Here is a 13,372-nt window from a genome sequence, read left to right as displayed (position 1 = left end):
AAAATATTTAAAATGTTTTGTTATTTGGAGTAAAATAATCGTATAGTAAAACGCTTACATTTTTGAAAATTGGCGGAGTTACTGCCTTTTTTTCTGAAGGGTCTTCGAGCGAGCGTTCAGTCGGAGGTGCCTTTAAGACATATATTGTTCTGTCGTCATGGTCTTTTGGAAATACTATTAAACTCTTTAGGGGGATGAAACATGGCTAAAACAGTAATCTTGAGTGGGGTAAGAACGGCATTCGGTAAATTTGGTGGAGGATTGAGCGGATTTTCTGCTTCTGAGCTTGGAGGTATTGCTATCAAAGAAGCATTGAAGCGTGCTGACGTAGATCCGTCTCAAGTTGACGAAGTAATTATGGGCACGGTTCTACAAGGGGGGCAAGGGCAGATTCCTTCTCGTCAAGCATCTAGACATGCGGGGATTCCTTGGGAAGTAAAAACAGAAACCATTAATAAGGTATGTGCTTCAGGTCTTAGAAGCGTAACGCTTGCAGACCAAATTATTCGTTCAGGCGATGAAGAGGTAATAGTAGCTGGAGGTATGGAATCCATGAGCAATGCTCCGTATCTTCTTCCAAAAGCAAGATGGGGATTAAGAATGGGTGACTCTACCGTAAAAGATTTAATGGTTTATGACGGCTTAAGCTGCAGCTTTACAGGTGTTCATATGGGAACTTACGGCAACAGTACAGCATCGGAGCTTGAAATATCTCGTGAAGAGCAGGATCAATGGTCATACAGAAGCCACCAGAGAGCGATCGAAGCTACAGAAGCGGGTCGTCTTGCGGAAGAAATCGTTCCGATTGAAGTGAAGCAGAAGAAAGGAAATCCATTAATCATTGATAAGGACGAATCACCGCGCAAGGATACTTCTGTAGAAAAACTTGCAGCTTTAAAGCCTGTATTTAATGCTGACGGAACGATTACAGCGGGGAACGCACCGGGCGTAAATGATGGAGCTGGTGCTCTAGTTCTTATGAGTGAAGAAAGAGCTTTAAAGGAAGGTCGAAAGCCGTTTGCTTATATTATCGGTCATGCGGAAATAGCAGTGGAGGCAAAGGATTTCCCTAAGACACCGGGTCTCGTCATAAATGAAATTTTAAAGAAAACGGGTAAATCTCTAGAGGAAATTGATTTGTTTGAGATTAATGAAGCCTTTGCTGCGGTTGCTTTAGCAAGCGGCAGACTTGCAAATGTCGATCCGGAAAAAGTAAACGTTAACGGCGGAGCTGTCGCACTTGGACATCCGATCGGTGCAAGCGGTGCACGTATCATTATCACATTAATGCATGAGTTAAAGCGTCGCGGCGGAGGGATTGGAATTGCAGCAATCTGTTCAGGTGGCGGCCAAGGTGATGCCATTATGATTGAGGTGCCAAAAGAAGCTTAATTTGTTCATAAGCAGGGGCTGCTTTTCAATTTCCGCTTTTCTATGCAGCTCCTTTCATATAAGAAAGAGGGGATCACGTTGAGTATTCAAAAGGTTATGGTCATTGGTGCAGGTCAAATGGGCTCTGGGATTGCACAAGTTTGTGCAATGGCGGGCTATCATGTTTTTTTACATGATTTAAAAGAAGAATTCGTTGAACGAGGACTTAGTGTCATTAAGAAAAACCTCACCAGACAGGTAGATAAAGGAAAAATGACGGAGGATGAAAAAGACAAAACACTTTCTCTTTTAACGTCGTCTACTGATCTTCAAAACGCAGCAGATGTAGATTTGGTTATCGAGGCCGCTGTTGAAAATATGGAGATCAAATCAAGACTTTTTGCAGATTTAGATAAAATAGCTCCAGAACATGCCATTCTTGCAACAAACACATCATCGCTTCCTATCACAGAAATTGCAGCTGCAACCAATCGTCCTGAAAAAGTAATCGGGATGCATTTTATGAATCCAGTTCCTGTTATGAAACTTGTTGAAATCATTCGCGGACTAGCTACCACGGATGAAGTTTACCAAACAATTGAAGATATGTCTAAGACTCTCAATAAAATTCCTGTAGAAGTTAACGATTTCCCAGGTTTTGTTTCAAATCGGATATTGATGCCAATGATTAATGAAGCCATCTATACGTTATATGAAGGCGTCGCTTCTAAAGAGGCCATTGACGAAGTGATGAAGCTAGGAATGAATCATCCGATGGGGCCACTGACTCTTGCTGATTTTATCGGTCTAGATACTTGCCTATATATTATGGAAACGCTTCATGAAGGATTTGGAGACGACAAATATCGTCCATGCCCACTGCTAAGAAAGTATGTAAAAGCTGGATGGCTCGGCAGAAAGACTGGAAGAGGATTCTATACGTATGAATAACACGTACTAGGGATAAGCTGTGGTCGTGATTTGAGAAGGAACGAGGTATCCCGTATCAATCTGTCCAGTATGAATCAATGCAACTTTCCCTTAAAACTTTGCAGATGAAAAACACCAGGGAGGCGGATGGGAGATGGATCTGCGTTTTACAGAAGAACAGTCCATGATGAAAAAAATGGTTCGTGATTTTGCACAGGAGGAAATCGCACCTTTCGTTGAAAAAATGGAAGAAGGAGAGTTTCCTAGAGAAGTTCTAAAGAAAATGGGGGAGCTCGGTCTAATGGGAATTCCTGTACCGGAAAAATTCGGCGGTGCAGAAATGGACTTTGTTTCCTATATTATTGCCATTCATGAAATCTCTAAGGTAAGCCCCACGCTAGGGGTCATACTATCTGTCCATACTTCAGTCGGAACGAACCCGATTCTTTATTTCGGTACCGATGAACAAAAGCAAAAGTATGTGCCGAAGCTTGCGGCAGGAGAGTATCTGGGTGCGTTTTGCCTAACAGAGCCAAGTGCGGGCTCAGATGCAGCAAGCTTGAAGTCAAGAGCTGTAAAAGAGGGAGATCACTATATTATTAACGGCTCCAAAGTTTTTATTACGAACGGTGGAGAAGCTGACGTATATATTGTGTTTGCTTCGACTAATCCAGAAGCGGGGTCAAAAGGGGTTTCTGCCTTTATCGTGGAAAAAGACACACCTGGATTTTTGATTGGAAAAGACGAGCATAAAATGGGTCTGCATGGCTCCCGAACGGTTCAGCTAACGTTTGAAGATATGAAAGTGCCGGCTGAAAATTTGCTTGGTCAAGAAGGAGAAGGCTTTAAAATTGCAATGGCAAACCTCGATGCTGGAAGAATTGGGATTGCTGCCCAATCGCTTGGAATTGCGGAAGGAGCTTTCGGTCATGCTGTTGCTTATGCGAAGGAGCGCCAGCAATTTGGAAAGCCAATTGCAGCTCAGCAAGGTATTGGCTTTAAGTTAGCTGAAATGGCAACCAACATTGAAGCTGCAAAGCTATTAGTCTATCAAGCGGCGTCTCTTCGGGCAGAAGGAAAACCATGTGGGAAAGAAGCCTCGATCGCTAAGCTATTTGCATCAAGAACCGCTGTAGAAGCTTCTATTGAGGCTGTACAGGTGTTTGGCGGCTATGGATATACAAAGGAGTACCCGGTAGAACGTTATTTCCGTGATGCAAAAATAACGGAAATCTATGAAGGAACAAGTGAAATTCAACGGATTGTGATTAATAAATATCTTTAATTCTAAGAGGGCAGGGGAACGTAATGAATTTTAAGCTGACTGAAGAACATGAAATGATCAGAAAAATGGTTCGCGATTTTGCTAGAAACGAAGTGGCTCCAACTGCAGCCGAACGTGATGAAGAAGAACGCTTTGACCGTGAAATTTTTGACAAAATGGCGGAGCTTGGATTGACAGGCATTCCTTGGCCGGAAGAGTATGGCGGTATTGGCAGTGACTATCTAGCTTACTGTATTGCGATTGAAGAGTTGTCCAGAGTATGTGCATCAACAGGTGTTACTCTATCAGCACATACTTCATTAGCGGGCTGGCCGGTTTATAAATTTGGTACGGAGGAACAAAAGCAAAAATACCTTCGTCCTATGGCTCAAGGTGAAAAAATCGGTGCTTACGGATTAACAGAGCCTGGATCAGGGTCTGATGCTGGCGGTATGAAAACAACAGCAAAACTGGATGGCGATCACTATATTTTAAATGGCTCCAAGATTTTTATTACAAACGGAGGCATTGCCGATATTTATGTCGTTTTTGCCGTAACAGATCCTTCTGCTAAGCAAAAAGGAATAAGCGCATTCATTGTAGAGAGCAGCTTCCCTGGGTTTAGCGTAGGAAAGAAAGAGAAAAAACTGGGCATTCGTTCATCGCCTACAACTGAAATTATCTTTGAAGATTGCCGTGTACCAAAAGAAAACCTCCTTGGTAAAGAAGGCGAGGGTTTTAAAATTGCGATGATGACCTTAGACGGCGGAAGAAATGGTATCGCTGCCCAAGCGGTCGGGATCGCTCAAGGGGCTTTAGACGCTGCAGTGGCTTATGCGAAAGAACGCCATCAGTTTGGAAAGCCAATTGCAGCCCAGCAAGGGATTGGCTTCAAATTAGCGGATATGGCAACAAACGTAGAAGCTGCCCGTCTTTTAACTTATCAAGCTGCTTGGCTGGAGTCTGAAGGACTTCCTTATGGCAAGGAATCTGCGATGTCTAAATTATTCGCTGGTGATACAGCTATGAAGGTAACAACAGAAGCTGTACAAGTGTTTGGCGGGTATGGGTATACGAAGGATTATCCGGTAGAGCGCTTTATGAGAGATGCGAAAATTACGCAAATCTATGAAGGAACTCAAGAGATTCAAAAACTCGTCATTTCCCGTATGATTACAAAGGATTAAGGGAGTAATTTCCATTAAAAAAACCTGTCTTATAGTAAAGATGTTTTCGTAAGGTTTGTTGCTTTTTTCGTGTAATGTAATGACACGAAGGTGGTGAAGAATTGAAGAAGAGAGAAGTGCATGCTTCCGTCAAAGATGAACGTCTCGTAAAAAAAAGACGGAATCAAATGATAAAAGGGGCCGTCACCCTTTTTAAAGAAAAAGGATTTCACCGGACAACGACGCGTGAAATTGCTAAAGCATCAGGATTCAGTATTGGTACTTTATATGAATATATCAGGACAAAAGAAGATGTCCTGTATTTAGTCTGTGACAGTATTTACGATGAGGTAAAAGAACGGCTCCAAAAAGACCTTTATCAAAATGTCGGTACGATTGAAAGCTTGAAACTAGGGATTGCCTATTATTTTAAAGTCATAGATGAGATGCAGGACGAGGTCCTTGTCATGTATCAGGAAGCGAAATCGCTTACAAAGGATGCCCTGCCATACGTTTTGAATAAAGAGATGGAAATGGTCGGTATGTTCGAGCATTTGCTCAGGAAATGCAAGGAAAACGGGGAGCTCGCAGTTTCGGAAAAACAGCTTAAATTAATTGCCCATAACATTTTTGTTCAAGGGCAGATGTGGGGGTTTAGAAGATGGGCGCTTCAGAAAATGTACACCCTTGATGAATTTATAGAGCTTCAAACTCATCTTCTAATTCATGGTCTAAGAGAAGAAGTTACAAAAAAATAACGAACAAGGGGGAGCGAGATGAAAACGATCGAGTTTTATAAGCCAAAGCATCATATTCGTTTTATTACGGCATCCAGTCTGTTTGACGGTCATGATGCTTCCATAAACATTATGAGAAGGATTCTTCAAGCCAGTGGTGCAGAGGTCATTCATCTAGGGCACAATCGTTCTGTAGAAGAAGTCGTGAACGCTGCGATTCAAGAGGATGTACAGGGAATTGCGGTTTCTTCGTATCAAGGCGGGCATGTGGAATATTTTAAGTATATGTATGACTTATTGAAGGAAAGAGGAGCCAGTCACATCCGAATTTACGGAGGCGGTGGCGGGGTGATTATTCCTAAGGAGATCAAGGAGCTTCACGATTACGGGATTGCTCGAATTTTTTCTCCTGAAGATGGGCGCATTTACGGTCTTCAAGGTATGATTAACCAAATGCTTGAGGAATGTGATTTTTCAACCGTTTCAGAAGCAATCACAGATGCTTTTGATCGACTGAAGGCAGGGGATCCCGGTGCTATTGCGCAATTCATTACCTTTGCAGAAAATAAAGTAGAAGTAACGAAGGAAATGGCTGCGACAACACAGAGCCTGATGGAAAAAATCAAAGAGCATGAACAGAAAATCCCAGTGGTTGGAATTACCGGAACGGGTGGTGCGGGAAAAAGCTCATTGACAGATGAATTGATCCGACGTTTCTTAAATGAAATTCCAGAAAAAAAAGTGGCTATCCTGTCGGTAGATCCAACTAAACAAAAAACAGGCGGAGCCCTTCTTGGCGACCGTATTCGTATGAATGCAATCTTTAACAACCGCGTGTATATGAGAAGCCTGGCTACCCGTTTATCAAGAAGTGAGCTATCCCTTGCGATTCAGGATGCTATTTCAGTGGTAAAAGCGGCAGGGTTCGACTTGATTGTGGTAGAAACGTCTGGGATCGGCCAAGGGGATGCGGGCATTACGGACGTCTGTGATGTATCGATGTATGTCATGACGAGTGAATTCGGAGCTCCATCACAGCTCGAAAAAATTGATATGATTGACTTTGCTGATCTAATTGTGATCAATAAGTTCGAAAGAAAAGGCTCTGAAGATGCAAAGCGACAAGTCCAAAAACAATATCAAAGAAGCCGAAACCTTTTTGATAAAGAGTTTTCTGAAATGCCGGTATATGGAACGATTGCTAGTCAATTCAACGATCCTGGAACTAATGCGTTGTTTGCTGCATTGGTCGAAAAGATTAATGAAAAAGCAGGAACGGATTGGAAAACTTCTTTTACAAAAGAAGCAGAGGTTCAACAGCAAAATATCATAATTCCAAGTGAACGGCGCTATTATTTGCGGGAAATAGCCGATACAGTAAGAAGCTATCATCGCAAGGTAGAAGAACAGGTTAAAATCGCCCGTAAGCTGTTTCAGCTGGAGGGCGCGATTGAAGCAGTTAAAGAAAGAGAAACGAATGATGAAGTTATTGCTTCTTTAGAAGCGTTGCGAGAACAGACAGAAGCAAAGCTTACTGAGGAGTCTAGAAAAATCCTTGCAGAATGGGAAGGTTTTAAAGCGAGATATGCTCAAGACCGCTTTGTTACTAAAATTCGTGATAAAGAAATCGTTACGGAGCTTAAAACGAAAAGTTTATCTGGATTAAGCATCCCGAAAGTAGCCTTACCGAAATATGTGGATTACGGGGAAATCTTGAAATGGGTATATCGTGAAAATGCACCTGGGTACTTCCCTTACACAGCTGGAGTCTTCCCGTTTAAACGTGAAGGAGAAGATCCAAAGCGGCAATTTGCAGGAGAAGGGTCACCGGAGCGGACAAACAAACGCTTTCATTACCTCTCTAAGGATGATTCGGCAAAGCGTTTAAGTACTGCATTTGATTCAGTAACACTTTATGGTGAAGATCCGGATTATCGTCCTGATATTTACGGTAAAGTAGGAGAAAGCGGCGTAAGCGTTTGTACTCTTGATGATATGAAGAAGCTTTATGATGGCTTTGATTTATGTCATCCATCCACGTCCGTATCCATGACAATCAATGGTCCGGCTCCAATCATTTTAGCGATGTATATGAACACTGCTATTGACCAGCAGGTGAAAAAGAAAGAGGAGGAGCTTGGAAGAATCCTCACTCCTGAAGAGTTCAGCGAGGTCCGTGCATACACGCTCCAAACCGTCCGTGGAACCGTACAGGCAGATATCCTTAAGGAAGACCAGGGGCAAAACACATGTATCTTCTCTACAGAATTCGCTCTAAGAATGATGGGAGATATTCAAGAATTCTTCATTGAGAACAAAGTACGAAACTATTATTCTGTTTCTATTTCAGGCTATCATATCGCGGAAGCGGGTGCGAACCCTATTTCTCAGCTTGCCTTTACATTGGCAAACGGCTTCACGTATGTGGAATATTATTTAAGCCGTGGCATGCATATTGATGATTTTGCACCGAACCTTTCATTCTTCTTCTCAAACGGCTTAGATCCGGAATACACGGTTATTGGCCGCGTGGCACGTCGTATTTGGGCAACTGTTATGAAAAATAAATACGGTGCCAATGAGCGGAGTCAAAAATTAAAATACCATGTCCAAACTTCCGGACGTTCACTGCATGCACAGGAAATTGATTTTAATGATATCCGTACAACACTTCAGGCGCTGATGGCTCTCCATGATCATTGTAATTCTCTTCATACGAATGCTTATGATGAAGCGATCACGACTCCAACAGAAGACTCTGTACGCAGAGCGATGGCAATCCAAATGATCATTACAAAAGAACACGGATTGACAAAAAATGAAAACCCTCTTCAAGGCTCCTTTATCATTGAAGAATTAACGGACCTTGTGGAAGAAGCAGTGTTACAGGAATTTGATAGGATCAATGACCGAGGTGGTGTACTCGGCGCAATGGAAACACAATATCAGAGAGGGAAAATTCAAGATGAGTCAATGCTCTATGAGATGAAAAAGCATACCGGCGAGCTTCCAATCATAGGCGTAAATACGTACTTGAATCCAAATCCTCCATCAGAGGAAGAATTGAACAATATGGAATTGGCCCGTGCCACTAAGGAAGAGAAAGAAGGGCAAATTGCCAACTTAAGGGAGTTCCAGGCCAGAAATAAAGATCAATGCAATCTAGCTCTTGATCGATTGAAAAAAGTGGCTGTAAGCGGAGGCAATATATTTGCAGAGCTTATGGAATGTGTGAAAGTAGCAAGTCTTGGCCAGATTACGAAAGCACTGTATGAAGTGGGCGGTCAATACCGCAGAAATATGTGATTGCATCTGAATCTACCTCGAGCTGCACCAAGCATTACTTTTCACGTCATGTTTGACGAAGATACTTAGGGGAGTTATTTTGAGGATGAAAACTACCCAATGTACTTTAAAGTTAGACAGGGTTTGTGAGGTTGAATGCGAGCATTTGCGAGCAGTCTGAGAGTCTAATGCCAAAAAGGGTATTAGACTCTTTTTGGTCTCGACTCCGTTAAGGGGACGAGGTAAGCGTGCTGATCTAAATAGTGTAAAACGTATCGCTTCGCGGGATTAATCCCGAAACTGGCGGGAATATCATGCCAACTAGCGGGATTTTTCAAAAATGATGGCTTTACATTCAGAAATCTGGAGTTGAACTCGAGAATTTATAGACATTGTCTAGAAAAATTTTTTCCTTTTACAGATTTTTTAAGAAAAGTCCTTATAATGTATACATAACGGGGATACAATGTATAGCTAGCCACCATTTATCACCAAATGAGAATATTCCTCTATGGAGATGGAACGAAATGAATTTCAAAAATTTTTTATATGTATTCGCAGCCATTATTTTTATGATTTTATTTATGTTTTTATATAAAAAATCATTAGGTTCCATTGGATTTTTTGTGCTCGCTTTTATATCATTTTATATGGCGTATAAAGAATGGAAGTTGGAACAAGTAAAGAAGGAAATTCATAAAGATTAGCAAACTGTAAAAAGGTTGGAAAGATAAAGTTTGAGGTAGCATAAACGGGATTATATTGTTTATAATGATTTATATGTCTATTTTACATATGGTTTGTGCGCTTTTTAGGTGCTTGATATAGAGAAAGGAAGTGCAGAGATTGGGTTTAAATCAATACTCAAAAGAAGAAATTATGGAAATGTCCATGATTGAAGTCGCATATGAAATCTTGCTTGAGAAAAAACAAGCGATTCCCTTCAAAGAATTGTTGGACGAAATTGCAAGGATTCAAGAATTAACACAAGAAGAACTCAATGAACGAATTTCTCAATTTTATACAGACTTAAACATCGACGGTCGTTTTAGCAGCATGGGTGAAAACCGCTGGGGACTAAAAAGCTGGTATCCTGTTGACCAAATTGAGGATGAAGTGGTTCATACGATTAAGCTTAAAAAGAAAAAATCTAAAAAGATTTTGGATGATGAGGACCTTGATGATTTCGACGTGATTGAAGAAGATGACATCGTAGACTTCGATGATCTTGATGAATATGATGAAGACGTTCTCCTAGAAGAAGATGAAGAAGAGGACGATGTTGAGCTTCTAGATGATATCGTTGAAGAGGACGATTTTGAAGAAGAAATCATCGAAGAAGATGAATTTGAACTTGACGACGATAGCGGCTTGGAAGAGGATGCCGATGAATTCGAGGATGAAGAGTAATAATTTATCGGCTTGACTTTTCATTTTGAAATTTGTAGAATCATTTTTGGGCTCCTTAAATAAGGACACGTTGTTAAAAATTAACGCTCCCTTACCTTTGTAAGAGGAGCGTTTTTGTTTTTTCTGTAATTTTTAAGATGAATACGGAAAAACTAATATTGGATTATGTGTGTGCAAAACTTGGGCTGCAAGGCAGCTCTCTTTCATTTTAAGCTCCATCATTTTACATTTCAAAGGGGGAAGCGACCAATGACAAAGTATATTTTCGTGACAGGCGGCGTAGTTTCATCTTTAGGTAAAGGTATTACGGCTGCTTCTTTAGGAAGATTATTAAAAAACAGGGGATTAAATGTAACAATTCAAAAATTCGACCCGTATATCAATGTTGACCCTGGTACAATGAGTCCTTATCAGCACGGTGAAGTTTTCGTTACGGATGACGGTGCAGAAACAGATCTTGATTTAGGGCACTATGAGCGCTTTATTGACATAAATTTAAGTAAGTACAGTAACGTAACAACTGGTAAAATTTATTCTACCGTTCTAAAAAAAGAACGCCGTGGTGATTATTTAGGAGGAACTGTTCAAGTTATTCCTCACATCACAAATGAAATAAAAGAGCGTGTTTTCCGTGCTGGACGCGAAACAAATGCAGACGTTGTTATTACAGAAATCGGTGGTACAGTAGGGGATATTGAATCTCTTCCATTCCTTGAAGCCATCCGCCAAATTAAAAGCGATATCGGCCGTGACAATGTGATGTATATCCATTGTACATTAATTCCTTATATTAAAGCTGCCGGTGAAATGAAAACGAAGCCGACACAGCATAGTGTAAAGGAACTTCGCAGTCTGGGTATTCAGCCAAATGTCATTGTGGTCCGCACAGAAATGCCTATTTCTCAAGACATGAAAGATAAAATCGCTTTATTCTGTGATATAGACCCTAAAGCAGTCATTGAAGCACGTGATGCAGATACATTGTATTCTGTACCTCTTGCGCTTCAAGAGCAAAAGCTCGATCAAATTGTTTGCGAGCATTTGAAATTGAAATGCGGCGAAGCGGACATGACAGAGTGGAAAGCTCTCGTTAATAAGGTGTTAAATCTTTCAAAGAAAACAACTATTGCTCTTGTTGGAAAATATGTTGAGCTTCAAGATGCATACATTTCTGTTGTGGAAGCATTGAAGCATGCCGGCTATGCATTTGATGCGGACGTTCAAATTAAATGGATTAATTCTGAGCATGTAACAAAAGAAAATGTGGCTGAGCTACTTGGAGATGTAGATGGAATCTTAGTGCCAGGGGGATTCGGCGATAGAGGAATTGAAGGGAAAATCGTTGCTACTGAGTACGCTCGCGTAAATAAAAAGCCTTTCTTAGGAATTTGCTTAGGTATGCAGTTAGCGTCCATAGAATTTGCCCGTAACGTGTTAGGACTTGAAGGAGCTCATTCTGCTGAAATTGATCCGCAAACTCCACATCCGATCATTGACCTTCTTCCAGAGCAAAAGGATGTTGAGGACCTTGGCGGAACTCTTCGTCTTGGGTTGTATCCATGTAAGCTTGTAGAAGGTACGAAAGCAATGGCAGCTTATGATAACGAAGTGATCTATGAACGCCATCGTCATCGTTATGAGTTTAATAACCATTATCGTCAAGCAATGGAAGCGAAAGGCTTTGTATTTTCGGGTACAAGCCCTGATGGCCGTCTAGTTGAAATCATTGAATTGAAAGATCACCCATGGTTCGTAGCATCTCAATTCCATCCTGAATTCACATCTAGACCAACTCGACCACAGCCATTATTCCGTGACTTTGTTGAAGCTTCATTAAAGTTTGGCAAAGAGAATTAATACAAGAATGAGGGTGTCCCAAAACTAAATTTTGGGACACCCTCGTGTTTTAATAAGAGATTTGGGTTATTACAGTTCTTCTTCTAACTCATGTAATATTTCTTCAAGTGTAAACTTAATTCCATAATAGGCGAATAGTGCAACCATTAGAGAAGGAAAGCCGACTCGGTTTCCTTGTTCATCCGGAATTAGCCCTTTGACCAGCTTAAGGTCGATATGAATATCACAAACTGTATGCAACCCTTCATCGGATTGAATAGTCGAAACAGCTGCAACAGGGATTCCTTTTTCCTGTAAATGTTGAGCTAGCGCTACAGCTTCTGGATCATTGGCATAACGGCTGAATAGTAGAACCCGGTCGACATCAGATACAGATTCTTGTTTACCGTTCACGAAAAGTGGAGATGCATGAGGAAATGGCTCAACTCCTAATAGAGCTTCAGCAACGATCCCTTCCATCTCACCAAAACCGTGAATGAAAATTCTACCATCTCCTGCGGCACCTTGAGCAAGCAGTCTGGCAGCTTCTTCAATACTCATTTCATCATCAAGGATTTTCTTAAAGCTACCTTGTAGTTGTGTAGAAAAAATTTTCAGCATAGTACAAATCCTTTCTTTGACTGTTCTTGACAAGAATTATAATGCATCCTAATAAAGAATAAAAGAACGCCGGAAAATAAGAGTTTTAATGAAGGAGATTGGAAAATAAACCATTTTTTTAGAAGGATTATCCTAATAATTACAGAATTAAATAGGTAAATGAGCTTTTAGAAAAGAAATAAATATAAAAAATTAAAAAGGGAAAAATTAAAAAGAGGTGACGACATGGGAGAAAAGTTACTAATCGTTGATGACCAATTTGGAATCCGCATCTTACTGAATGAAGTGTTTCAAAAAGAAGGTTATTTGACTTTTCAAGCTGCAAATGGTATACAAGCCCTTGATATAGTAAGCAATCATTCACCTGATTTGGTGCTTTTGGATATGAAGATTCCCGGAATGGATGGAATTGAAATATTAAAGAGAATGAAAAAGATTGACCCAAACATTCAGGTTATTATCATGACAGCTTACGGAGAGCTGGATATGATCCAAGAAGCGAAAGATCTTGGAGCGCTTACACACTTTGCTAAACCATTTGATATTGACGATATGAGAAAAGTTGTACGCCAATATCTCCCTTTGAAATCGGTTTAATAATTGAAAATTCCAGTAACGTTCAAATTTTATTATAAAAAATCGAACAAATTTATAAACAGAGCATTGAATTCCTTGCCGATTTGATGAACTATTGTTATGCTAAAGGGGAATTTTGCAGGTTTCGTTTTGGCTGTTCACGAATAGTGAGCTTT

General features: G+C 40.7%; 11 protein-coding genes. 10 read left to right on the top strand and 1 reads right to left on the bottom strand.

Annotated elements, in window-relative coordinates; genetic code table 11:
* The first annotated feature begins 201 nt into the window (after positions 1-201).
* The 9 genes from GD441_RS13695 to GD441_RS13655 all read left to right on the top strand — a co-directional run bounded on the left by GD441_RS13695 (position 202) and on the right by GD441_RS13655 (position 12,020).
* Complete coding sequence (locus GD441_RS13695) at positions 202-1,392, top strand: acetyl-CoA C-acetyltransferase (RefSeq protein ID WP_153126996.1); 1,191 nt, start codon at positions 202-204, stop codon at positions 1,390-1,392.
* A 78-nt stretch (positions 1,393-1,470) separates the two neighbouring features.
* Positions 1,471-2,322 carry a 3-hydroxybutyryl-CoA dehydrogenase gene (locus GD441_RS13690; protein WP_153126995.1) on the top strand — a complete coding sequence of 284 codons (852 nt, stop codon included), beginning with the start codon at positions 1,471-1,473 and terminating at the stop codon, positions 2,320-2,322.
* Positions 2,323-2,455: 133 nt separating this feature from the next.
* On the top strand, positions 2,456-3,586 hold the full coding sequence (locus tag GD441_RS13685; RefSeq protein WP_153126994.1) for an acyl-CoA dehydrogenase: 1,131 nt from the start codon (positions 2,456-2,458) through the stop codon (positions 3,584-3,586).
* 23 nt (positions 3,587-3,609) lie between these two features.
* Positions 3,610-4,752: an acyl-CoA dehydrogenase gene (locus tag GD441_RS13680; RefSeq protein ID WP_153126993.1), complete on the top strand. Its 1,143-nt coding sequence runs from the start codon at positions 3,610-3,612 to the stop codon at positions 4,750-4,752.
* Positions 4,753-4,853: 101 nt separating this feature from the next.
* The gene (locus GD441_RS13675) at positions 4,854-5,489 is read left to right on the top strand and encodes a TetR/AcrR family transcriptional regulator (protein WP_153126992.1); all 636 of its coding nucleotides are present in this window, start codon (positions 4,854-4,856) and stop codon (positions 5,487-5,489) included.
* Positions 5,490-5,507: 18 nt separating this feature from the next.
* Positions 5,508-8,774 carry a fused isobutyryl-CoA mutase/GTPase IcmF gene (gene icmF / locus GD441_RS13670; RefSeq protein WP_153126991.1) on the top strand — a complete coding sequence of 1,089 codons (3,267 nt, stop codon included), beginning with the start codon at positions 5,508-5,510 and terminating at the stop codon, positions 8,772-8,774.
* 506 nt (positions 8,775-9,280) lie between these two features.
* The gene (locus GD441_RS13665) at positions 9,281-9,460 is read left to right on the top strand and encodes a hypothetical protein (protein ID WP_153126990.1); all 180 of its coding nucleotides are present in this window, start codon (positions 9,281-9,283) and stop codon (positions 9,458-9,460) included.
* A gap of 130 nt (positions 9,461-9,590) precedes the next feature.
* A complete protein-coding gene (gene rpoE, locus GD441_RS13660; RefSeq protein ID WP_338091714.1) occupies positions 9,591-10,163 on the top strand; it encodes a DNA-directed RNA polymerase subunit delta in 573 nt (190 codons plus the stop codon).
* A 249-nt stretch (positions 10,164-10,412) separates the two neighbouring features.
* Complete coding sequence (locus tag GD441_RS13655; protein WP_153126988.1) at positions 10,413-12,020, top strand: CTP synthase; 1,608 nt, start codon at positions 10,413-10,415, stop codon at positions 12,018-12,020.
* Between the two features lie 69 nt (positions 12,021-12,089).
* Here the strand turns inward: GD441_RS13655 and GD441_RS13650 are convergent, their stop codons facing one another.
* A complete protein-coding gene (locus tag GD441_RS13650; RefSeq protein WP_153126987.1) occupies positions 12,090-12,620 on the bottom strand; it encodes a DUF2529 domain-containing protein in 531 nt (176 codons plus the stop codon).
* 225 nt (positions 12,621-12,845) lie between these two features.
* Between GD441_RS13650 and GD441_RS13645 the strand changes: the two genes are divergently transcribed.
* Positions 12,846-13,217, top strand: a complete 372-nt coding sequence (locus GD441_RS13645) for a response regulator (protein ID WP_153126986.1) — start codon at positions 12,846-12,848, stop codon at positions 13,215-13,217.
* Positions 13,218-13,372: the final 155 nt, after the last annotated feature.

It is taken from the genome of Peribacillus tepidiphilus (assembly GCF_009466385.1).
GTDB lineage: Bacteria > Bacillota > Bacilli > Bacillales > DSM-1321 > Bacillus_BN > Bacillus_BN tepidiphilus.
This window is presented reverse-complemented; position numbering and strand designations above follow the sequence as displayed.